Origin of the sequence: Leifsonia sp. NCR5, assembly GCF_002105485.1 — a bacterium.
In the GTDB taxonomy this organism is placed as follows: Bacteria; Actinomycetota; Actinomycetes; order Actinomycetales; family Microbacteriaceae; genus Leifsonia.
Genome location: NZ_NCSR01000016.1, coordinates 47,089 through 69,685, shown reverse-complemented (window position 1 = coordinate 69,685; position 22,597 = coordinate 47,089). Strand labels below are relative to the sequence as shown.

The following is a 22,597-nucleotide window of genomic DNA, read 5'->3' as shown; positions in this document are numbered from 1 at the left end:
GACCTGCTCGGAGGCGCAGACTCCGCCAACCCGTCCGGTCCGGTGCTCGTCGTCGACTTCGGCGCGCAGTACGCGCAGCTGATCGCCCGGCGCGTGCGCGAGGCGAACGTCTACTCCGAGATCGTGCCGCACACCGTCACCGCCTCCGAGATCGCGGCCAAGCGCCCGGCGGGCATCGTCCTGTCCGGCGGCCCGTCCAGCGTCTACGAGGAGGGAGCCCCGCAGCTCGACGAGGCGATCTTCGACCTCGGCGTCCCCGTGCTCGGCATCTGCTACGGCTTCCAGGTGATGGCCACCGCGCTCGGCGGAGAGGTCGCCCACACCGGTCAGCGCGAGTACGGCTCGACCGCCGTGCGGATCAGCGACGCGGGCGTCTTGCTCGACGGCCAGCCCGAGGAGCAGACGGCGTGGATGAGCCACGGAGACTCGGTCTCCAAGGCTCCTGAGGGCTTCGAGGTGCTCGCGTCCACCGACTCCACCCCGGTCGCCGCCTTCGCGAACGACGAGCGCAAGCTGTACGGCGTGCAGTGGCACCCCGAGGTCAAGCACTCCGCGTACGGCCAAGCCGTGCTCGAGAACTTCCTGCACCGCGCCGCCGGCATCCCCGCCGACTGGAACAGCGGAAACGTGATCGCCGACCAGGTGGCCGCGATCCGCGCCCAGGTCGGCTCCGGCCGGGTCATCTGCGGCCTGTCCGGCGGCGTCGACTCCGCCGTGGCCGCCGCGCTCGTGCACGAGGCCGTCGGCGACCAGCTCGTCTGCGTGTTCGTCGACCACGGTCTGCTCCGCAAAGACGAGGCCCGCCAGGTCGAGGAGGACTACGTCAAGGCCACGGGCATCCGCCTGGTGACCGTGAACGCGCAGGACCAGTTCCTCGACGCGCTCGCCGGCGTGAGCGACCCGGAGACCAAGCGCAAGATCATCGGCCGCGAGTTCATCCGCACCTTCGAGAAGGCCCAGGCCGACCTGATCGCCGAGGCCGCCAGCGAGGGCGACCCGATCCGCTTCCTCGTGCAGGGCACCCTGTACCCGGATGTGGTCGAGTCCGGCGGGGGGACGGGCACCGCCAACATCAAGAGCCACCACAACGTCGGCGGCCTCCCGGAAGACCTGCAGTTCGAGCTCGTCGAGCCGCTGCGCACCCTGTTCAAGGACGAGGTGCGCGCCATCGGCCGCGAGCTCGGCCTCCCGGAGGAGATCGTCGGCCGCCAGCCGTTCCCCGGTCCTGGCCTGGGCATCCGGATCGTCGGAGAGGTCACGCGCGAGCGTCTCGACCTCCTCCGCGACGCGGACGCCATCGTGCGCGCAGAACTCACCGCCGCCGGCCTCGACACCGAGATCTGGCAGTGCCCGGTCGTGCTCCTTGCCGACGTCCGCTCGGTCGGAGTGCAGGGCGACGGCCGCACATACGGTCACCCGATCGTGCTGCGCCCGGTGTCCAGCGAAGACGCGATGACCGCCGACTGGACGCGCCTGCCGTACGACCTGCTCGCCAAGATCTCCAACCGCATCACCAACGAGGTCGACGGCGTCAACCGCGTCGTGCTCGACGTCACGTCGAAGCCGCCGGGAACCATCGAATGGGAGTAGGCGGCCCGGCCGAGGCCACCGCCTGAAAAGGGCCGGGATGCTCGCGCGTCCCGGCCCTTAACACGTGATAAATACCGTAGGGTACGAAAACCCTGACAATGTGTGGGAAAATGGCGTCGGCCTCTGCGCCATCCCGATGCCGTAGTACACGAAAGCGAGTCCGCACCACCGATGTCCGTGAAGAACTGGCTCTGGAGCACTCACGTCCAGGATGAGACGCGAGCGCGCGGTGAGTCGATCTTCGTCCGCTTCGGCGTCCAGTACCTGACCGATGCGGTCGCCTGGGCCCTCGCCATCGTCGCCGCCGTCGTCTTCCGCTACGACTTCGTCGTCTCCCGGGTGCACTGGGTGCCCGTCCTCTTCCTCTGCCTGGTCGTGATCGTCCTCCAGCTCCTGCTCGGCTGGACCTTCGGCGTCTACCGCGGACGGTTCACATACGGCAGCTTCGAGGAAGCACGCGCCGTGGCATACACGGTCGTCACGATCGCCCTGTTCTCCTCCGTGCCCGTCGTGATCTTCTCCGCCCAGATCGGAGTCCCGCGCAGCCTCATGCTGATCTCGGGCTTCATCGCATACGGGTTGATGGGGGCGGTGCGGTATCTGAAGCGGATGTACGTGGCGCAACGGATGCGGCCCGACAACGCGCAGCCCGTGCTCCTGCTCGGCGCGGGCTTCATGGGAAGTCTCATGGTGCGCCGGATGCTCACCGACCGTGAGTCGGAGTACATCCCCGTCGGCTTCCTCGACGACGACAGAAGCAAGCGCAATCTGCACCTGATGGGTGTGCCGGTGCTCGGCCGGTTCAAGGACATCGTCAAAGTCGCCAACGCGACGCGGGCCACCGCGCTCGTCGTGTGTGTCGCGCGGGCAGATTCCAACCTGCTGCAGCGCATCACGACGATCGCCGATTCCGTCGGCCTCAAGGTCAAGGTACTGCCGGAGCTCGATGACGTGAACGGCGGGCGCGCCACGCTCAAGGATGTGCGCGACCTCTCCATCGAAGACCTCATCGGCCGCCACCCGGTCGACACGGACGTCGCGTCCATCGCCGACTACCTGTCGAACAAGCGCATCCTGGTCACCGGCGCCGGCGGCTCGATCGGCTCGGAGCTCTGCAGGCAGATCGCCAAGTTCGGTCCTGCGGAGCTGATGATGCTCGACCGTGACGAGACCGGCCTGCAGCAGACCCAGTTGCAGATCTCCGGGCACGGCTTGCTGGACTCGACCGACGTCATCCTCGCCGACATCCGCGACGCTGACGCTCTCAAGCGGATTTTCATCGCACGTCGTCCGGAGGTGGTGTTCCACGCCGCTGCGCTCAAGCACCTCCCGATGCTCGAGCAGTACCCGGACGAGGCCTGGAAGACCAATGTCCTCGGGACACTCAATGTCCTGCGCGCCGCGATGGAGATAGACGTCGAGACCTTCGTCAACATCTCGACCGACAAGGCGGCCAATCCCACCAGCATCCTCGGCCACTCGAAGCGCGCGGCGGAGCGGCTGACGGCGTGGGCGGGCAAGGAGACGGGGAGCTCATACCTGTCCGTGCGCTTCGGCAATGTGCTCGGCAGCCGGGGGTCGCTCCTGCCGACGTTCCAGGCTCTGATCGCGGCGGACAAGCCGCTCACCGTGACGCACCCGGATGCCACCCGTTACTTCATGACGATCCCGGAGGCCTGTCAGCTGGTGATGCAGGCAGGCGCGATCGGATCCCCGGGCGAGGTTCTCATCCTCGACATGGGCCAGCCGGTTCGAATTCTTGACATCGCCCGGCGCATGATCGCACAGTCCGGCAAGAGCCTGGAGATCATCTACACGGGCCTGCGCGACGGCGAGAAGCTGCACGAGGAACTGACGGGGATCGGTGAGAAGGGCGCCCACCACACCCATTCGCTGATCTCGCACGCGCGAGTGCTCCCGATCGACCCCAGCAGGCTCGATCGCTCGGAGTGGCAGCGGCGCTGGGAAGACGACCAGGCCGAGACCGCCATTGTCGGGATCGAGCGCGGGAGTCTTGGCGGAGTGACGCGGTGACCGCGGCGTCCGCTTCGTCGCGTTCCAGAACTCCGTGACACGTGGCCATCACCGGCTCGTACTCGAAAAACTGAAAGACCAATGAAACTACTCATCACAGGCGGGGCCGGATTCATCGGCTCGAACCTCGCACGCTATGTCACTTCGCACGTCCCCGGCGCGGAGGTCCGCGTCATTGACGACCTCAGCACCGGTCGCCTGGACAACCTGGACGGCGTCGACGTGCGTTTCATCGAAGCGTCGATCCTCGACGGGGACGCCCTGAACGAGGCCGTCTCCGGCGTCGACTCCGTCGTGCACCTCGCTGCGCTCGGCAGCGTTCCGCGCTCGGTGGCCGCGCCGCTGCCTTCGCACCACGCGAACGCCACGGGAACGCTGCACGTGCTCGAAGCATCCCGTCTCGCCGGGGTCGAGCACGTGGTGGTCGCGTCGTCGAGCTCGGTCTACGGCAGCAACACCAAGCTCCCGAAGTCGGAGTTCGACTGGACCAGGCCGATGAGCCCGTATGCGGTCACCAAGCACGCGACAGAGGGCTACACGATCGCGTACAACTACTCGTACGGGATGAGCACCCTCGCGTTCCGCTTCTTCAACGTCTTCGGCCCGTACCAGGCCGCCGACCATGTCTACGCGGCCGTGATCCCCAAGTTCCTCGACGCCGCCCTCAACGGCCGGCCGCTGACTGTGCACGGCGACGGCCTGCAGTCCCGCGACTTCACGTACGTCGAGACCGTCTGCTCCGCCCTGTTGGACGCGGTGCAGCGCCGGGTCAGCTCCTTCGACCCCGTCAACCTCGCGTTCGGCACGAGCACCCCGCTGCTGCGCGTCATCGACCTGATGCAGGAGCACCTCGGCATCGACATCGCCGTCGAGCACGTCGAGCCGCGCGTCGGCGACGTGCGCGCGTCTCAGGCCGACGGCATCCGCATCCGGGAGCTGTTCCCCGATGTGAAGCCGACCGACTTCGAGACGGCGCTGGGACAGACCATCGACTGGTACCGAGAGCGGCACGAGGCTGCGGCCTCAGGCCGCGATCGAGCCTCCTCCGGGGCGTAACGCGCGAACGGTCGAGTTCGGAGCAGGAGTGCGCTCCTATGGCGTCTCGCTGATGGCCTCGTAGAGCGCGAGATACGCACGGGCTGTGTCGGACGCGCGGAACCTCTTCGCGTTCTCCGCCGCCCCCTGCGACAGCGCTTCGTATGTCGCGGCACTCCGGGTGACGTCGGCGATTGCTCGGCAGACTCCCTCGACACCCTCCTGCTGGTCGAAGAGGACACCGGCCGAGCCGTCGACGACGGAGTCGCGGAAGCCGTCGACGTCCGGGCCGACCACGGGGAGCCCCATCGCCATCGCCTCGGCGGCGACCAACGAGAACCCTTCGAAGCGGGAGGTCGAAATCAGCACGTCGTGCTGATCCATGAGCCTCGCCACATCGCTGGACTGGCCGACCAGGGAGACTCTGTCTCCAACGCCAAGGTCCGCGATGTGTCGCTCGAGCGCGCCCCGTTGCGCCCCCTCGCCGACGATGGTCAGCGATGCCTCGGGTACGCGGGCCACAGCCGAGATCGCGTCCACGAAGTTCTTGCGCTCGTCCAGGTTGCCCACGGCGATGAGTCTCGGGTGTTCTCCCAGCGAGCGTGGCCGACGGCGATCGAAGAATGTGTCGGAGATGCCGTTGGCCACCACGGGGATGTCGCGTGTCAGGCCGAGCGACGCGAGGTAGCTGCGCAAGGCGTTCCCCACGCCATCGCTGATGGCGACGATGCTCGCGAACCGCTTGTAGAAGAAGCGATCCGCACGTCGGAGCAAGGTGGAGTCCCGACGCTTGTTCCACGTCGAGTGCTCGGTGTAAACGAGCGGGCGTCCGCGACCGGCCATGGGCACGAAGTACAGTGCGGGGAACAGGTGGACGTGAGTGAGGTCCGACGTCTTCAGATGGGAGCGCAGACCTAGGATCGCGCGAGGGTCGCGGGGTGATCGGCCGAGCGACACGACGTTCAGTCCGAGTCGTCGGGCCGTGTCCAGAGGAACACCGGCCGTGTCGGAGATCGTGAGGATCGTCACGTCGTGGCCCGCGGTACGCATGGACGAAGCGAGGTCGACGACGAGCGTCTCCGCTCCGCCGGTCGCAAGCGAGTTGATGACATGCACGATGCGCATATGTTCCGGCCTCAGATGATCTCGGCCGGCACGTCGGCGACGGCCGGGGACGGGGTGGTCGCCTGCCGGAACAGGAGGACTATCCAGATGATCGCGATGAGGACGGTCGCCGCTGTGACCATCGCGATGGCGCCCCCGACACCGAACAGAAGGCCGCCTGCCAGAGGCATCACGATTCCAGCGATGGATGTGACGGCGCGGGCGGTGAGAAGGCGCCGCCGCGCGAAATGGGTGCGGGCGAGCAAGTAATAGACGCCGTTCAGGAACGTAGCGGCGACGAAGATCGCTGCTTCCCACGCGTAGTCGGTCAGGGCGGTCAGCGTCCCGATCTGCAGCCCGCTGGCCTTGAGCAGGATGATCGCCGCGAAGCACACAGCGCCGATGAAAAGCGAAAGCCCGACGAAGAGCGACACCGACTTCAGCGTGGCGAACCGCTTGGCGTCGACTCCTGCGAAGAGCGGGCGAACGGGAGTCAGCAGGAGTTTGACCGGACCGGAGACGTTCGACAGCGCGCGGTAGACGCCGAAGCCGGTCACGCCGAGGATGGGGATGAGCGCATACGGTGTGCCGATACCCGAGGCGTCGAGCAGTACAGAATCGCTGAGCAGGGTCTTGATTTCGTGGTTGTGGGTCCGCATCCACTTCGGGATGAGTGATGGAGCGTATCCGGTCGCAGGCTTGGACAGTGCGGCACTGAGGAACGATCCGACCGCCCACACGACCATCATGGTGACGATCGAGAAGGAGTCCCGCGCGAACAGGAAGATGCACCAGCCGATGGCGAAGACGACGACGTTCGCGAAATCAGCTGGTACCACCCAGCGGTACTCGCGGTGGTGGATGGCGTAATACCTGGCTCCGGTCCGGTAGGTTGCGAAGCCCACCGCGAGGCCACCGAGGATGGCGAGGTTGCCGTAGCCGGGGATGAAAAAGAAGACGAGGACGGTGACGATCGTGGAGAGGATGGAATGCGTCAGCAGGGGTGCGCTGAACTCCTTCCAGCTCGCGGCCGGCTGCACGCGTTGCCAGGCTTCGCATACGACGGAGAGCAGAACCGACGATGCGAGGGCGAATGCCAGGTAGATCGCGGAGAAGCGCCCGAACGTCGCGGGATCGAGGCTGACGAGGGCGAGGATCTGCAGAAGCACGATCGCCGCCGAGTAGAAGACGGTGCCGAGCGAGATCCAGTACAGATGAGGCCGTGACGTCAGGGCCCTCACCTCACCTGCTCCGCCAACTCGGGAGCCGATGCCTCTTCCGCGCGTGACCGTGCAGCCAGGATGGCGCTCGCGATCATCAATGGCAGGAACACCGGCCACATGTGGCCGGGAGCCTGGAGATACGGGTTGGTGGCGTTGGCTGCGAGCGCAGCAACCGCGCCGACGGAGCTGACGTAGAGTGAGGCGCGTAGCGGATCGTCGATGCGGAATGCCTTGCGCACCACACGGAGGGAGGTCAGGAACACGGCGAGAATCAACAGGATGCCGATGATTCCGGTCCAGTAGAAGATCGCGTGGTACTGGAGCTCTGTCTGCCAGGGTTTCATGTCACGAACGACCTCGCCTCGATCGATCGAGGCCCCGAAGCCGCGTCCCACGAGCAGGTCTGCAGCCGAGTGCGGCGTGAGCAGGTTCTGGCTCTCGTTCTTGCGGATCTCGTCCGCCAGTGCGTCGTCCGCCGAGACGGTGAGGGACTTGTCGTTCACCGAGGGGAGGTCCGTCGTCGGGAGTTTGGCCGGCTGTCCTTCGACGATCTTCGTGGAGGAGCCGACCGCCGACGTGAACATGGAGGCGAAGTGCGGCTGCGTGAGGAGGCTGAGGGCGATCGCGACGACGGCGACGACTCCGACGCGGAGAACAGCACGACCGGTGAATCGTGGGCTCTCCGGCTTCGCATTACGGAATCGCAGCGCGACGAGCATCACGACGGCGATGATGGGGGAGACCACCAGGATCAGGACGACCGCCCGTCGCCAGGAGACGACGGCGCCGAGGATGGCCAACGATGCAGCGAGCGTGCGAAGCCAGACGGGCGGCAGGTACGGGTCCTTCGAGCTGCAGAAGAGCGAGGCGACCCACATTCCGCCCCACCAGATGAGGGGAGGCAGCGAGTTGGCGGACAGGGCCACCATCCCCTGCGAATCCGTCACGCCCCGCAAGAGGATGGGCGTGGTGAGCCAGTATGGCAATGAGCTGAACGGCATGTGGCCGGTGATGGTCAGGGCTTCGAGGACGAAGACGACCCCGATGAACACTGTCACCCAGGCTCCGACGAGGAAGATCACGCGCATCAGTCGACGGTCGAAGCCGACGACCATCACGCTGTAGACAGCAGGCCAGACCAGGAAGAACACCAGTGTTCGCTGCCAGGACTCGGCATCCCGGGCAATCGCGGTCACGATTCCGAGGAGGAGGAACGCAAGCCACAGAGCGGCAGGCAGGAGGAGAGACTTATCCGGACGCAGCCTGTGCTTCAGGATGTTGATCCCGGCAAGAAGGGCGAACGAGAGGATGAGCGGGTAGAGCAGGAAGTTGTTGCTGACCGGGATCAAGAACACGTACGCCATGGCGACCACCGACCAGACGATGGTGGCGATTGCCCACGGGTCGCGTTTGAGCGAGGCAAGAGGCATGGGACGGGTTCCTTAGACGAATAGCTCGATAAATCTACACTACGGACCCTTGACGGCCGGCTCGTCGCCTGGCCCCCGTTGGAGGTCCGTTACCGGGTTCACCGGTCCGGTCGCCTTCGAGCGATCGAAGGTGCGCTCGATGCGCGCCCGCATGCGTGAAGCGAAAGGCCGCTCGACAAACCTGTTGACGAGCCAGGCGAGAGTGATGGCCACGGCGATGCCGAGCGCGAGCGCACCCCACGTGCCGAGTATGTCCTGCGTGTAGTGGATGACGATGAGGCCGGGGTACACGTGCACAAGGTAGAGCGGGTAGGTGAGGCGGCCGAGTGACGTTCCGGCCGTCCCTGTCCAGGTACGTGCAGGAGTCAGGGTCGCGATCGCCACCGCGGCGAAGAAGGCGAGGATCACGCAGAATGCGACGGCGCCCGAGAGGCGCGCTCCCGTGCTGTCGTGGACCCACGAGGCCGTGAGTGCTGCGTTGTTGGCGGCGAGCACAGCATTGACACCGAGGATCATCCAGTGCAGCAGGGTGTGACCGTGTGCGTAGAGGAGGTAGAGGGCGATGCCGCCGGCGAACAACGGGGCGAAGTCCGGCTGCAGGATCTCGGCGAACTGTTTGTTCCCGGCTTTGACCAGGATCGCGAGAAGCGGCCAGAGCGCCGCCAGGGCGAGCACCTTGCGGTAGGTGAGCCCGGTGACGATCAGGATGCCGACGATGAGATAGAAGCACAGCTCGACCCAGAGCGTCCAATAGACGCCGTCGACGTATGGGACACCGAACGGCTTGTTCAGCATCGTCATGTTGACCGCGGTGGTTCGCAGGTTGTCGGCCGTGACGCGACCATCGATGATCAGGACGGCGACGATCCCGGCGAGTGGGACGGCCACCCAATACGCGGGGAACAGCCGAGCAAGACGCGATGCGACGAATTGCCCTGTCGTCCGTCCCCAGGCGGACATCATGATGACGAATCCGGAGATGATGAAGAACAGATAGACGCCGAGGTACCCGTATCCGGTCACCATCGTCAACGGACCGAAAATAGTGACGGGGCGGGCATCCCAGCCCCACTGGTACGGATACGTCGTGAAGTGGTAGGCCACGACGGCCAGCGCGGCACAGAACCGCAGCGCGTCGAGGAGATTGAGGCGTCCCCGGCGCGCGGCTCGTGGCGCGAGATCGGGCGCGAGCATCGGCTATGCCGCCACTGCGATCAGCGCGGACCGGTTGCTCACAGACGCTCGACCGTTGGACCGGCGGCGCGGTTCTTGGTGTCCAGCACCGGAGCGGGCGTCTCTGCGAGGAGGGCGAGGTCGAACTCCTCGTGATCGGTGAGGAGCACCACGGCGTCTGCCCCGGAGAGGGTCTCGGCGGAGTACGACGCCCGCTCGACCCCGGCCGGCCAGCGGTGGTCCTCGACGCGGTCGTCGATACCGACGATCTCCGCGCCCAGCTCGCGCAGCACGTCGATGAGTCGCAGCGAGGGAGACTCGCGGATGTCGCCGGTGTTCCGCTTGTACGAGAGCCCGACGAGGACGACCCGAGCGCCGTTCAGCGCCTTCCCCGCACGGTTGAGCAACACCATCAACCGCTGCGCGACATAGTCGGGCATGTGGTCGTTGATGTCATTCGCGAGCTCGACGAACCGGAAGGACTGGCCGAGCTTTCGGCGCACCTGCCAGGACAGGTAGCTGGGATCCACGGGGAGGCAGTGTCCTCCGACGCCGGGTCCTGGCGTGAACTTCATGAAACCGAACGGCTTGGACGACGCTGCCTCGATGGATTCCCAGACGTCGACACCGAGCTGGTGACCGAAGATGGCGAGTTCGTTGACGAGGGCGATGTTGACGTGCCGGAACGTGTTCTCGAGGAGCTTGGTGAGTTCCGCCTCTTTGGTACCGCTCACCGGAACAGTCGTCTCGACCAGATCGTCGTAGAAGCCCTTGACCCTCACAAGCGACTCGGGGTCGATGCCGGAGACGACCTTCGGGGTGTTGGCGAAGCCCCAGGTCTTGTTGCCCGGGTCGATGCGCTCGGGGCTGTAGCCCACGAAGAAGTCCGTGCCCGCCGTGAGGCCTGAGCCTTCTTCCAGGAGCGGCACCAGCAACTCCTGTGTGGTCCCGGGGTATGTCGTCGATTCGAGGATGACAGTGGCTCCGGCAGAGAGCCGTGTCGAAAGGGCTTTGGCCGAGTCCTCGATGAAGCTGAGGTCGGGGATGCCTTCGCTGAGAGGCGTAGGCACAGTGATCACTGCGACGTCGAACCCAGCAGCATCGTCGTAGTCCTTGCTCGCCTTGTACTTGCCGGACGCGAGGGCGGCGGCGAGCACGCTGGAAGGAATGTCGTCGACGTAGGATTCGCCGCTCTGAAGGCCGGCGATGCGCCTGTCGTCGACATCCAGGCCGATGACGTCGTATCCGGCGTCGACGGCTCGCATTGCTACGGGCAGGCCGACATAGCCCTGCCCCACGATGACGGCGCGCTTGTTGTGTGAAGTCATGATCCCCGGTTCGGACGCAAGAGTGTCCCGCGCGGAAGTGCAGCAGGGACAATCGGGCGCATCAGCACGCCCCAGAATGACAAATTATCAGACGACTCACAGTGGTTCGGCAGGCACCGACTGAAGTGCCGTGGATCCAGCCCGTCTGTGTGCGGATTTCAAGCGTTTCCTCACGATCTCCTCCTGGTTGCTTGCAGGTTCGGCGAGCACTCGTCTGGTCTAATGGTTGGATGCCCGACTCCCGCCATACGCGCGCCGCGATCTCGCACGCCCGGCAGACCCGATCCCGCCGTGTTTGGTGGTACGTGGGCGCCGGTATCGTCCTGGCCGTCATCGTCTTCTGCGGGCTCTGGATCGGGCTGCGAGCTCTCGCCGCCAAGTCTTCGCTCGAAGCTGCGATTCCTCTCGTGACCACCCTGAAGACGCAAGTGGCCGCCCTGGACGTCGACGGAGCCAAGGCCACGATGGCGAAGCTCGAGCCGAAGGTGAACTCGGCGCGGAGCGATACCAGCGACCCGATCTGGCGGGGAGCGGAGGTCATTCCGTTCGTCGGCCCCAACCTCTCGGCCGTCCGCACGCTTGCATCGTCCACCGATGACGTGGTGACGAAGGCGATCAAGCCGCTCGTCGGCGTGCTCAACACGGTCTCGCCGGAGAGCATCAAGCCGGTCAACGGAGCGCTCAACCTCGCCCCGATCGTCAAGGCCACACCGACGGTCGACCGTGCCGCCGCCGCTCTCGACAAGGCAAACGCGCAGGTCGCCGCCATCGACACGTCTGGCACGATCGGTCCCGTGCGTTCGGCCACGACGCAACTCTCCACGATGCTGGGCAAGGTCGCCGGGCAGATGAAGCAGGCGAAGGACGCGGTTCACGCGCTCCCAGCCGCGCTGGGCGCGAAGGGCGTCCGCAACTACCTGGTCATCTTCGAGAACAGCGGCGAACTGCTTCCGAACGGCGGAACGACGGGATCCATGGCCCTGTTGCAACTCGACAACGGGAAGATCAGCCTGGTCAAGCAGTCGTCTGCGTCCATCCGCGATTTCCCACGATTCGACGACTACGTCATCCCGCTTCCCGAAGACGTGAAGAAGCTGTACCCGTACGGCCTCGGAAGGCAGGTGCAGGACCTCACCATCACGCCGCGCTTCTCGACGACGTTCGATGTCGCCAAAGCCATGTGGAAGCAGGCGAAGGGCGACGACATCGACGGCGTCATCGCAATGGACACCGTGACGCTCGGCAACCTGCTGAAGGCCACCGGACCGATCGACGTCCTCCCCGGGCTCACACTGACGCCGGAGAACGCCGTGCGCATCCTGCTCATTGACATCTACACGATGTACCCCGACCCTGTGACAGTCGACAAGATCAACGAATCGATCGCGATCGGCGCCTTCTCCCGGGTTCTGGGGGGCGGTGCGAACCCGAAGACCCTGCTCAGCACACTGCTGAAAATGGGTGAGGAGGGCCGCGTGAAGATGTGGACCGGCGACAAGGCGGAGCAGAGCCTCATCAAGATGACGCCGTTCTACTCGGCGCCGCCTGTAAGCACCAAGGACACGGATGCGTTCGGGGTGTACTTCATGGATCAGACGCCGTCGAAAATGGACTACTTCCTCAAGGTCAAGGTGGGCATCACCCAGGCGGTCTGCGGCGACAAGCACCGCTATGTGTTCGCGCGTGTCGCCCTCAACAGCACGGCGCCGGCCAACGCGGGCGAGATACTCCCGAACTACGTGGTCGGTGACGGCATTCTCGTCGCCAAGGGCAACGTGCAGATCGGCACGACCGTGTACGCACCGAAGGGCTACAAGGTGCTCGGTACGGCCATCGACGCTCAGCCGTCCGCTGCCCCGATGATCGGGTCGGACGGCGAATATCCCGTGGCGCAGGGTGTTCAGCAGATGGGCCCCGGGCAGACGATGGTCTTGGATGTGCTCTTCGACGCTGGTGAGACACCGCTCAAGAAGCTGAAGGCGGACGTCACGCCCACCGTCAATCCGACGGTGGCTGGCTACGGTACCCTCGACTGCAAGGCGATCGGCAAGTAGGGGCTAGAGCTGTTCGTCTGCTGTCGGACGGAGCTCAGGAGTGCGACCACCTGCGCGCTCGAGTTCCTGCGCGTAGAAGTCAGTGGTCTGCCGAGCCACCTGGTCGCGACGGAACTCCGCGTTGACCCAGCGTTGAGCGGCAGCCCCCATCGACCGACGGCGCTCCGGGTCGAGGAGCAACGTGGCCAGGGCCCCGGCAAGCTCGGAGCCGGACCGCGCAGGCACGATCAAGCCGGTGGTCTCCGGCTTCACAGAGTCGACGGCCCCCGTTGCGTCGGTCGTCACGGTCGGGACGCCTGCAGCGCTCGCCTCGAGGACCACGTTCGGGAACCCTTCGCGATAGGTGGGAAGGCAGAACACATCCATGAGGGCGTAGTACGGCGCTGTGTTCTCGACGGCGCCCGTGGTCACGGTCATGGGTCCGAATATCTCTGACGCGGGAGCATCCGTGCTGGCAACGCCGGAATCGACTCCTCCCACGATGAGCAGCTGATGCTCGATCCCGCGCTCCAACAGGATTTTCCTGGCCTCGGCGAGCTCTTTGAGCCCCTTGTCCGGTGCGACGCGGCCGACGAATCCGACGACAGGGATCGTGCGATCGAGCCCGAGCTGCGTTCCTATCGCTTCCGCCGCCTCGCGGTTGCGGGCGTTCGCGAACAGCTCGACATCGACGCCGTTGGAACTGCCCGATCCGAGCACCGTGACCTTGTCGGACGGCGCGATCCCGAGCTCGATCAATTCCGATCGGAGGCTGGGGCTGACGGCCAGGACCGTGTGCGACGAGCGCGCTGTTGCCCGCTCAGCGGCGATGAGCACCTTTCGCATCATTCCGGTCGCGGTCTCGAGGCGCAGACCTCGCTGCAGGTAGATGCGGCGAGGCGCTCGCGTCAGCTTCGCGGCGAGCGCGCCGAGCAACGATGCCTTCGGTGTACTGACGGAAACGACGTCTGGGCGCACCTTTCGCAAGAGAACGACCCATCGCGCGAGCGAGACGGCGTCGCTGAGCGGTGACGGGTCCCGCTCCATCGGCAGCGGGTGGACGACGACGTGCTGCAGCGTGCCCAGCTTCGTCAACTGCTCGCCCGGTGACGAGACGATATGCACCTCCCATCCGTCTCGAACCAGGAGTTCAGGGACGTTGCGCATGAGGATCAGCGACACGGGGACGGTCACAGCCAGGAGTATGCGGGGGCGGCGTTCAGTCATACGTTGCTGGGTCCTTGCATTTCGTTTCGCCGTTCGACTCCGTCGAAGATGTCGGCCAGCGTGCGGTCGTCGATGTCTGGAGCTGCGGCGTGGGATGAGCGCTGGTCCTGGCCCATCCACATCAGCTCCAGTCGTCGGGCGGCGCCGGCGACCTCCGGAACGATCCGTCCGACGCCTCTGGCCACGCTGAGGAGCGCGACACACATCCAACGTGGAAGACGCAGAGGGGATTCGCCCTTGGCCAGTTCGAGCACGCCTGCAGCGGTGTGTCCTTCCCACGGCTGGAGGAGGATCTTTCGCGTCACGGTCGCTGTCGTGCCGACCTCGGCGATGAACGCGACCAGTCCGTCGATCGTGCTCACGACCGTCGGCTGTGCGCCCGTGCCCGCAACGCTCGCGATCGGCGAGCGAGCGATTCTGACGAACGACTCCGTTGTGCGTCTGCCGGGTCCCTGAACGCTCGTCGCCCTGATCACGAGCAGTGCTGGTGTACCGCCGTCCGGACCGCTCTTCAGGAATGCGCGCTCACCGAGCGCCTTCGAATGCGAATAGTAAGAGAACGGCGACGCCTCGATGCTTTCATCGAGAACGGGACGCCTTCCCTGAACCGCGGCCGAACTGATGTGAATCGCCGTGCGCACTCCGGCACGGCGGGCCGCGACGGCGAATACGGCGGGAAGCAGCGCGTTCGCTCCGTACAGATCTGCGCCGCCCGCCGAGTCGGGCTGCGCCAGGCCTGCGGCGTTGACCGCGACGTCCGCACCGGCGATCCGGGTCGCGAGTTCGCCGCACGCAGGAGAGGAATCGGCCGCTGCGGTGAGCGATTCGAGGTCGCGCGTCTCCGGATCGAGCTCCAAACGGGGGGCCGCCAGTTCGCGCACCTCGTATCCCTTGCTCCGCAGGTGGCGGACAAGGGCGGAACCCACGAATCCCGAGGCCCCGACGACGGCCCAGACGCGTGGGCGCTCGTAAGCCTGAGCGATCGGAGCTTCGTCCAAGTCGACGGGGGGAAGGCTGTAACCGGTTGGCCGAGGGATGGTGTTCCCACGCATCCGGGGCAACGCCAGATAGAGCGCTGAGAGGACGATCATGGCGACGGCGACGATCAGGGGATTGACCGCGAGCGCTATTATCGACAGCCCGACGAGCGACGATGCTGCGGTGAAGGCGGAGACGATCAGCGCGGCTTGAATGTGGGAGAGTCCGGTGTCCGTCAGCCGTTGATACGCGTGGGTACGATGCGGGCGCAGTACGGGCTCACCCCGTCGACCCCGCCGGATGAGGGTGGACATGGTGTCGACCAGATAGATCAGGACCGGTGCGAGGACCGTGAGGATCGGCACACCGATCATCAGAGCGGCGACCGCGAGCATGGAGACGGATGCACCGAGCGCGTAGCTGCCCACGTCGCCGAGGAAGATGCCCGGCCGAGACAGATTCCAGGGAAGGAATGCGGCGAAGACCGCTGCGACGAGAAGCCCGAAATAAGCGATCCATGGCACACCGACGATGCCGCCGACAGCCGCGTAGGAAAGTCCGGTCACGATTCCGTGCATCCCGGAGATACCGTTCACGCCGTCCATGAAGTTCGTGATGTTGACGTAGGCGGCGATGAGAACTCCGCAGACGAGCGCCACCCAGAACGACTGATGTCCCGCAACGGCCAACGCGGCGGCGCCCGCTAGGCCCAGCACGAGTTGCAACCCGGCCCGGAGCCAGACCGGCAGCCCGCGAACATCTTCGACCAGACCGAGCAGCCCGAACGCTGCGGTGATGATCCCGCTGATGACCAGTGGGATGGATGGGAAGGCTGCGGCCACGACCGCGCCGGCTACTCCGACGATCACGCCGACCAGAGGGCCGACACCGCCCCCTCGAAGGGTCGGACGCACGTGAGAGGAGCGTGCATTCGGTTCGTCAACGACGCCGACCCTGCGGAGGATCGGTCGGAGGACGGCGAGCGCGCCCCCGCTGACCAGTGCCGCGGCCACGACGAGTATCCACGAGCTACCCATCACGAGGGGGCAATCCGGCGGTCAACAAGCTCCAACGGGTCTCCCGGTCTTGCGGTTGTGCGGTCCGTGTGATCTCACCGCAATCGGGCAGGTCGTCGGCGTGCCGACGCGTTGGCCCGCAATCAGCAGGTCTCGACTCGATCCTGGCGACCGGGAGAATGCACGATGCGATAGTACCAGCGAACGTCAGGAGGGAACTTCGGTGCGATGGGCGGCCATCAGCACAAAGGGCGGGCAGGGAGCGTGTGCTCCCTGCCCGCCCTTTCGGCGCGTGGTGCGCTAGTTGCGCGAGATCGCGAAGATGCGGAGCAGCTCGAGGTAGAGCCAGATGACCGTGACCATGATGCCGAAGGCGCCGGCCCAGCCGAAGACGCGCGGTGCGCGGTTCTTCACGCCCTGCTGGATGGCGTCGAAGTCGAGCACGAGCGAGTATGCGCACATGATGACGACGAGGACGCCGATGATCAGTCCGAGCGGAATGCCGAAGATACGGAACTCGCCGCGGAGGCCCCAGGGGTCGTCCGAAACGTTCGTGAGCATCAGGATGACGTTTACCACGGAGAACAGCAGGTAGCCGACCAGCGCGATGAGGAAGACCTTCGTCGCCTTCGCGGATGCGCGGATCTTGCCGCTGGCGAAGAGGGCGAGCGTGACACCCACCACGACGATCGTGCCGATGACAGCCTGGAGAACGACGCCGCTGGCCAGGTTTTCGTAGAACAGCGAGATCCCGCCGATGAAGATGCCCTGCGCGCCGGCATATGCCAGCGTGAGCGCCGGAGACGGCTTCTTGCGGTTCTTGAAGATGTTGACGAAGGCCAGAACGAGTCCGACGATCGCAGCGGGGATCCACAGGACGGGGACGATCCAGCCGATGACCGCTCCGACGAGGAGCACGCCGAAGCTGACCGCGGTCTTGACGATCGTGTCTTCGACGGTCATGCGGTCGGTTTCGACGGCGCCGGCCGCCGGTGCGTTGTACATCTCCTGAAGGTTCTCGGCGCTGAGTGTCGCAGCGGCCGCTGACCCGTTCTGGAAGGCCGGGCTCTGTGAGAATGCCGGGTTGGAGGTAGCCATGATTCCTCTGCTTGCGTGTGGGGTCCGGACGAGCCGGATCTGTGCACTAAACCTACCGATTTATTGTCTGAGAGTTCTGACAGATTGCCTTGAATCAAGGGTGATCGCGACCCATCGTGCCAGCCACGCGGCCGCGACGATGACCACCGTGCTCACCGCGATCGACACCCAGCCCTGGGAGTACTCGTGGATCGTCCTGGACAGGACGATGCTGGATGCGATCGGCAGCACGAGCACGACGTAGCTCAGCAGGGGGCGCAGCCGGATCAGCAGCCAGGCGGCGAGCGGCACGCAGAAGCACCAAGCGAAGCCGGCCCCGCCGAGCATGAGCCAGGTGAACCCGAGCACGGGGATGGCGACCGAGACCCTGCGTCCGATCGTTGATGGGAGCACGGCCCAGCCGGCGGGCTGGAGCACGGAGCCGACGAGGAGGAACGGCAGGCTATACGCGCTCGTCATGAGGATAAAGCCGGTGCCGACCATGAGCATCCCGAGGCCGATGACGAGTCGCTGGCGGTACGCGCCCCAGTGCAGATCCAGTCGGCTCGCTGGCTCGACCCAGCCGTTCGGAGAGGGCGGTTCCGCTTCGGACACCGCTTGATTCTGTCACCCGGATGCGCGCGAGAGAACCCCCAACCCGCGGGCTAGTATCTCAACATGCGAGCTCGGACGGCCCCTCTGGTGATCGGTCACCGGGGCGCGCCCGGGTACCGTCCGGAGCACACGGCGGCCTCGTACGAGCTCGCGTTCGCGCTGGGTGCCGACGCGGTCGAGCCGGACATCGTGGCCACGAAGGACGGCGTGCTCGTGCTCCGGCACGAGAACGAGATCTCGGGGACGACGGACGTCGCGACGCGTGCAGAGTTCGCCGGGCGGAGGACGACCAAGGAGATCGACGGCACGCCGCTGACGGGGTGGTTCACGGAGGACTTCACCTGGGAGGAGCTCGCGACGCTGAGGGCGAAGGAGCGGCTGCCCGCGATCCGGCAGGCGAGCTCGACCTTCGACGGCAGGTATCCGGTGCTGAGGCTGCGGGATCTGCTCGGAATCGTCGACAGGGCGTCGGACGACGCCGCACGCCGGCTCGGGGTGGTGGCGGAGATCAAGCACGCGACATACTTCGACTCCATCGGCCTGCCGCTCGCTGAGCTCTTCGCGGCGGAGGTTGCGGAGGCCGGGTGGATCGACAATCCGGGGCTGGTCGTCGAGAGCTTCGAGAAGACCGTGCTCGGTCAGGTGCGCAGGCAGGGCTTCCGCGGCACGCGCGTCTACCTGCTTGAGGACTCGGGCGTCCCCGCCGATCGCGCGGCAGCGCAGGGGTCTGCTGCCGCTGGATATGCCGATGATCTGACGGCGCGCGGGCTGTACGCGCTCGGAGCGGCGGCCGCCCCCGACCGCGTGGACGGCATCAGCGTCGAGGTGTCGCAGGTGCTCGCGTCCGGTTCCGTCGCCGTCTCCCTGTTCGAGGACGACCCGTCGGACATCGATGTCGGCGCGGTGACTTCGGACCTGGTCGACACCGCCCACTCGGCGGGCCTCGGCGTGTACTGCTGGACGCTCCGCCCGGAGAACGCGCTGATGCCGGAGGAGTTCCGCGGGCAGGGGCGCGACGACCAGTGGGGCGATTGGCGGAGGCTGTTCTCGATCCTGCTGCACTCCGGAGTGGATGGGGTCTTCGCCGACCACCCGGATCTGGCCGTCGCCGTGCGCGACGAACACTGATATCACCGGGTCCCTGAACGTCTCGCGGCTGGGATGACAGGGGTGGAGGCTAAAATCGTTGGAGACATGACGAGCCTCCCCGACGCCTCTCCCTCCGCCACCCCGATCATCCTCGACGGCCGATCCGGTCACGGGCGCCCCGGCGACGGTGGAGACTCCGCGAACGACCGGCTTTTCGCCGGCTTGAACCCCCAGCAGCGCGAGGCGGCCGAGTACCGCGGAGCAGCCCTGCTGATCGTGGCCGGCGCCGGATCGGGCAAGACCAGCGTGCTGACGCGCCGCATCGCCGGCCTCATCGAGACCCGAGAGGCCTGGCCGAGCCAGATCCTCGCGATCACGTTCACGAACAAGGCCGCCGCCGAGATGCGCGAGCGCGTCGAGGTGCTGCTCGGCGGCAAGGCGCAGGGCATGTGGATCTCCACGTTCCACTCGGCCTGCGTCCGCATCCTGCGTCGTGAGGCGGAGACCATCGGCAAGACGCAGAGCTTCACGATCTACGACTCCGGCGACACCCGGGCGCTGCTCAAGCGGATCATCAAGGGACTCGACGCCGACACGCTCGGCTTCACGGTGGCGGGAGCGGCCGGCCGCATCTCCAAGCTCAAGAACGAGCTGACCGACATCGAGACCTACGCGCGCTCCGCGAACCTGAGCGACCCGCAGGAGGTGATGTTCCTCGAGATCTTCCGCCAGTACACGCGCGCCCTGCGCACGGCGAACGCGTTCGACTTCGACGACCTCATCGCGGAGACGGTGTTCCTGTTCCGCGCCTTCCCGAAGGTGGCGGCCCTGTACCAGCGGCGCTTCCGCCACATCCTGGTCGACGAGTACCAGGACACGAACCACGCGCAGTACTCCCTGATCCGCGAACTGACGATGCCGATCGCGCCGGCCATCGCCGACGAGCTGGAGGCCCAGGGGCACCACGTCGAGTCGATGCGGGATGCGGTAGGCGTGATCCCCGGCGCCTCCCTCACCGTGGTCGGCGACTCCGACCAGTCGATCTACGCGTTCCGCGGCGCTGACATCCGGAACATCGTCGAGTTCGAGCGCGACTTCCCCGGCGCGAAGGTGGTGCTGCTCGAACAGAACTACCGGTCCACGCAGAACATCTTGAGCGCGGCCAACGCCGTCATCGCCAACAACTTCGACCGCAAGGACAAGAAGCTGTGGACCGCGGTCGGCGACGGTGAGAAGATCATCGGCTTCACCGGGTATTCCGGTCACGACGAGGCGCAGTTCGTCGCCGACGAGATCGAGAAACTGCACAGCGCCGGCATGGACTACAAAGACATCGCCGTGTTCTATCGGACCAACGCTCAGACGCGTGCGCTCGAAGAGATCTTCATCCGCTCCGCCCTGCCGTACCGGATCATGGGCGGCACCAAGTTCTACGAGCGCGCCGAGATCAAGGACTCGATGGCGTATCTGATCGCCGTCGCGAACCCGGACGACACCCTCGCGCTGCGCCGCATCCTGAACACCCCGAAGCGCGGGATCGGTCCGGCGACCGAGACCCAGCTGGCCAGTTACGCGGAGGACAACGGGATCAACTTCCGTCAGGCGATGCGCGACGCGGGCTCGCTCGGGCTCGGCCCGAAGGTGACGACCGCGATCCTGCAGCTCGCGACGTTGCTGGACGACGCGGCCGCCAAGATCGACCCGGAGAATCCGGCCGGGGTGTCGTCGGTCGCCGACGTGCTCACGTTCCTGCTCGACGGCAGCGGATACCTGGATGTGCTCCGCAACAGCAGGGACCCGCAGGACGAGGCCCGCGCAGAGAACGTGGACGAGCTCGTCGCGGTGACGCGCGAGTTCGCACGCAACAACCCGGATGGCGGCCTGGTCGACTTCCTCACCGAGGTCTCCCTGGTGGCTGCAGCGGACGAGATCGACGATTCGAGCGGAACCGTCTCGCTGATGACCCTGCACACCGCGAAGGGCCTCGAGTACGACGCCGTCTTCCTGACCGGCATCGAGGAGGACCTCCTTCCGCACCGGATGTCCGCGAACGAGCCGGGTGGGCCGGCCGAGGAGCGGCGCCTGTTCTACGTGGGCATCACGCGTGCCAAGAAGCGCCTCTTCCTGTCGCTGGCCATGACGCGTGCGCAGTTCGGCGAGACCGCCGTGGCCATGCCGAGTCGCTACCTGCAAGAGATCCCCGCCGATCTGATCGACTGGAAGCAGTCGCCCGGCACCGCGAACGGCCGAGGAGGCAGCCAGTCCCGTGCACTCAACGCGCGGCGTCCCGGTCTCGGGTCCGGGTCCGGATCCAGCGGGGGAGGCCGCTGGAACGAGAGCCTCACGTCCGGCGGGTTCTCCGCGGGAGGGCGGCCCTCCGATCGTCCGAAGACCGAGTGGCCGAACAGGGTCACCGGACAGGTGCGGGACAACGGCGACCTGGAGCTCGCATCCGGCGACCGCATCCGGCACACGGACTTCGGCGACGGCCGGGTGACGCAGGTGACCGGCGAAGGAGCCAAGCGGGTCGCGCACGTGCAGTTCGAGAAGGTGGGAGCGAAGAAGCTGCTCATCAAGATCGCCCCCATCGAAAAACTGTGAGGGCCCCGCAGCTCACAACGCTGAGCGTCGAGGTCGGCCTGCGGGCCGCGACGGCCGTGGCCGTTCCGTTGCTGATCCTCTTCGCCGTCGGCAGGCTCGACCTCGCAGCGTACGCGTCCTTCGGTGCGTTCACCGCGCTGTACGGACGGAACGAGCCGTATCGCATCCGCATCCGCAGCGTCTCGATCGCGGCGGTGGTGCTCGTCGCGACCATCGCGCTCGGAACGGTGGTCGCCGCCCTCGGCGAGCCGCTCGCGCTGCTCGTGCCGTTGCTCATCGTGGTGGTCACGCTCGGCACCATCCTGGCGGCGACGTTCCAGTTGCTCCCTGCGCAACCGCTGTTCTTCGTCTTCGCCCTCCTCGTCTGCGCCGCCGTGCCGACACCGGCGCACGAGATCGGGCTCCGGATCGGCCTCGCCGCCCTGTCCGCCGCATTCTCCTGGCTGCTGACGATGTCCGGCTGGGTCATCCGGCGCCTCACGGGCACCGCCTCGAACCCCGTGCTCCTGAAAGAGCTGCGCCGGGCCCCGGCTGTCGACACGTCGGCGATCCGGGATGCGCGGGTCTGGCTCGCCGTGGCGCAGAACGTCGTCGGAGTGGTCGTCGCGGGCGGGATCGCGTTGGCATTCGGGCTGGGCCACGCGTACTGGGCCGTCGTCAGCCTCGTGGCCGTCATCCCGCCGGCACGGGCAGCGCACTCCATCTCGCGCTCCGTCCACCGCGTGGTCGGCACGATCATCGGGGTGGGCCTGACCGTCCTGCTGTTGTTCTGGTCGCCGTCTCCGCTGTTCGTGATCGGCGTGATCGTGGTGTGCCAGGTCTTCGCCGAAGTGCTCGTCGGCGCCCACTACGGCACCGCTCTGGTGTTCATCACCCCGATGGCGCTGTCCGTCTCGTACCTGTCGACGACGAAGGTCGCGCTGTCGACCCTTGCCGTGGACCGGGTGCTGGAGACCGTGCTGGGTGCTGCGGTCGGAATCCTGCTCGTGCTCGCGGCGCGGTGGATCGAACGCGTCCGCGGACTTGCGGCGTAAGCAGGGCCGC

The 22,597-nt window shown here is 66.3% G+C and carries 16 protein-coding genes; 7 read left to right on the top strand and 9 right to left on the bottom strand.

The features are described from left to right. Window positions 1-42 precede the first annotated feature (42 nt). From guaA to B7438_RS14035, 3 genes are all read left to right on the top strand, one after another. Window positions 43-1,590 carry a glutamine-hydrolyzing GMP synthase gene (gene guaA / locus B7438_RS14045; protein ID WP_210723960.1) on the top strand — a complete coding sequence of 516 codons (1,548 nt, stop codon included), beginning with the start codon at window positions 43-45 and terminating at the stop codon, window positions 1,588-1,590. 171 nt (window positions 1,591-1,761) lie between these two features. Continuing rightward, window positions 1,762-3,624, top strand: a complete 1,863-nt coding sequence (locus tag B7438_RS14040) for a nucleoside-diphosphate sugar epimerase/dehydratase (RefSeq protein WP_085370225.1) — start codon at window positions 1,762-1,764, stop codon at window positions 3,622-3,624. Between the two features lie 81 nt (window positions 3,625-3,705). Then, window positions 3,706-4,680 carry an NAD-dependent epimerase/dehydratase family protein gene (locus B7438_RS14035; RefSeq protein WP_085370224.1) on the top strand — a complete coding sequence of 325 codons (975 nt, stop codon included), beginning with the start codon at window positions 3,706-3,708 and terminating at the stop codon, window positions 4,678-4,680. A 36-nt stretch (window positions 4,681-4,716) separates the two neighbouring features. Here the strand turns inward: B7438_RS14035 and B7438_RS14030 are convergent, their stop codons facing one another. From B7438_RS14030 to B7438_RS14010, 5 genes are read right to left on the bottom strand one after another with little or no spacing between them, the layout of a single operon-like run. After that, window positions 4,717-5,784, bottom strand: a complete 1,068-nt coding sequence (locus B7438_RS14030) for a glycosyltransferase (protein ID WP_085370223.1) — start codon at window positions 5,782-5,784, stop codon at window positions 4,717-4,719. A gap of 11 nt (window positions 5,785-5,795) precedes the next feature. Then, the gene (locus B7438_RS14025; protein WP_085370222.1) at window positions 5,796-7,004 is read right to left on the bottom strand and encodes a hypothetical protein; all 1,209 of its coding nucleotides are present in this window, start codon (window positions 7,002-7,004) and stop codon (window positions 5,796-5,798) included. Then, window positions 7,001-8,416, bottom strand: coding sequence for a hypothetical protein (locus tag B7438_RS14020; RefSeq protein WP_085370221.1), 1,416 nt, complete (start codon window positions 8,414-8,416; stop codon window positions 7,001-7,003). Before B7438_RS14020 ends, B7438_RS14025 begins: the two co-directional genes overlap by 4 nt. A gap of 39 nt (window positions 8,417-8,455) precedes the next feature. Beyond that, window positions 8,456-9,610 (bottom strand): acyltransferase, encoded by a 1,155-nt coding sequence (locus B7438_RS14015; RefSeq protein ID WP_085370220.1) that lies wholly within the window; start codon window positions 9,608-9,610, stop codon window positions 8,456-8,458. 38 nt (window positions 9,611-9,648) lie between these two features. Beyond that, window positions 9,649-10,917, bottom strand: a complete 1,269-nt coding sequence (locus B7438_RS14010) for a nucleotide sugar dehydrogenase (protein WP_085370219.1) — start codon at window positions 10,915-10,917, stop codon at window positions 9,649-9,651. A gap of 230 nt (window positions 10,918-11,147) precedes the next feature. Between B7438_RS14010 and B7438_RS14005 the strand changes: the two genes are divergently transcribed. Further along, on the top strand, window positions 11,148-12,971 hold the full coding sequence (locus B7438_RS14005; protein WP_085370218.1) for a DUF4012 domain-containing protein: 1,824 nt from the start codon (window positions 11,148-11,150) through the stop codon (window positions 12,969-12,971). A 3-nt stretch (window positions 12,972-12,974) separates the two neighbouring features. On the opposite strand, the gene B7438_RS14000 is transcribed toward B7438_RS14005, so the two are convergent. From B7438_RS14000 to B7438_RS13985, 4 genes are all read right to left on the bottom strand, one after another. After that, window positions 12,975-14,144 carry a glycosyltransferase family 4 protein gene (locus B7438_RS14000; RefSeq protein WP_179150830.1) on the bottom strand — a complete coding sequence of 390 codons (1,170 nt, stop codon included), beginning with the start codon at window positions 14,142-14,144 and terminating at the stop codon, window positions 12,975-12,977. Between the two features lie 29 nt (window positions 14,145-14,173). Further along, window positions 14,174-15,997 (bottom strand): NAD-dependent epimerase/dehydratase family protein, encoded by a 1,824-nt coding sequence (locus B7438_RS20620; protein WP_256922044.1) that lies wholly within the window; start codon window positions 15,995-15,997, stop codon window positions 14,174-14,176. A gap of 474 nt (window positions 15,998-16,471) precedes the next feature. Then, window positions 16,472-17,269 carry a Bax inhibitor-1/YccA family protein gene (locus tag B7438_RS13990; protein WP_085370216.1) on the bottom strand — a complete coding sequence of 266 codons (798 nt, stop codon included), beginning with the start codon at window positions 17,267-17,269 and terminating at the stop codon, window positions 16,472-16,474. 60 nt (window positions 17,270-17,329) lie between these two features. Beyond that, window positions 17,330-17,863, bottom strand: coding sequence for a hypothetical protein (locus B7438_RS13985; RefSeq protein ID WP_085370215.1), 534 nt, complete (start codon window positions 17,861-17,863; stop codon window positions 17,330-17,332). Between the two features lie 63 nt (window positions 17,864-17,926). On the opposite strand from B7438_RS13985, the gene B7438_RS13980 reads away from it, so the two are divergent. The 3 genes from B7438_RS13980 (at window position 17,927) to B7438_RS13970 (ending at window position 22,587) form a co-directional block, all read left to right on the top strand. After that, window positions 17,927-18,991, top strand: coding sequence for a glycerophosphodiester phosphodiesterase family protein (locus B7438_RS13980; RefSeq protein ID WP_085370214.1), 1,065 nt, complete (start codon window positions 17,927-17,929; stop codon window positions 18,989-18,991). 66 nt (window positions 18,992-19,057) lie between these two features. Then, the gene (locus B7438_RS13975; protein WP_085370213.1) at window positions 19,058-21,553 is read left to right on the top strand and encodes an ATP-dependent helicase; all 2,496 of its coding nucleotides are present in this window, start codon (window positions 19,058-19,060) and stop codon (window positions 21,551-21,553) included. Continuing rightward, on the top strand, window positions 21,550-22,587 hold the full coding sequence (locus B7438_RS13970; protein WP_085370212.1) for an FUSC family protein: 1,038 nt from the start codon (window positions 21,550-21,552) through the stop codon (window positions 22,585-22,587). Before B7438_RS13975 ends, B7438_RS13970 begins: the two co-directional genes overlap by 4 nt. Window positions 22,588-22,597: the final 10 nt, after the last annotated feature.

What these genes read in the sequence shown, in the direction of transcription:
- B7438_RS13990 (WP_085370216.1), bottom strand. Translation starts at nt 17,269, where the DNA reads ATGGCTACCTCCAACCCGGCATTCTCACAGAGCCCGGCCTTCCAGAAC.
- B7438_RS14035 (WP_085370224.1), top strand. Translation starts at nt 3,706, where the DNA reads ATGAAACTACTCATCACAGGCGGGGCCGGATTCATCGGCTCGAACCTC.
- B7438_RS13975 (WP_085370213.1), top strand. Translation starts at nt 19,058, where the DNA reads ATGACGAGCCTCCCCGACGCCTCTCCCTCCGCCACCCCGATCATCCTC.
- B7438_RS14040 (WP_085370225.1), top strand. Translation starts at nt 1,762, where the DNA reads ATGTCCGTGAAGAACTGGCTCTGGAGCACTCACGTCCAGGATGAGACG.
- B7438_RS14010 (WP_085370219.1), bottom strand. Translation starts at nt 10,917, where the DNA reads ATGACTTCACACAACAAGCGCGCCGTCATCGTGGGGCAGGGCTATGTC.
- B7438_RS14030 (WP_085370223.1), bottom strand. Translation starts at nt 5,784, where the DNA reads ATGCGCATCGTGCATGTCATCAACTCGCTTGCGACCGGCGGAGCGGAG.
- B7438_RS14005 (WP_085370218.1), top strand. Translation starts at nt 11,148, where the DNA reads ATGCCCGACTCCCGCCATACGCGCGCCGCGATCTCGCACGCCCGGCAG.
- B7438_RS13980 (WP_085370214.1), top strand. Translation starts at nt 17,927, where the DNA reads ATGCGAGCTCGGACGGCCCCTCTGGTGATCGGTCACCGGGGCGCGCCC.
- B7438_RS14015 (WP_085370220.1), bottom strand. Translation starts at nt 9,610, where the DNA reads ATGCTCGCGCCCGATCTCGCGCCACGAGCCGCGCGCCGGGGACGCCTC.
- B7438_RS14020 (WP_085370221.1), bottom strand. Translation starts at nt 8,416, where the DNA reads ATGCCTCTTGCCTCGCTCAAACGCGACCCGTGGGCAATCGCCACCATC.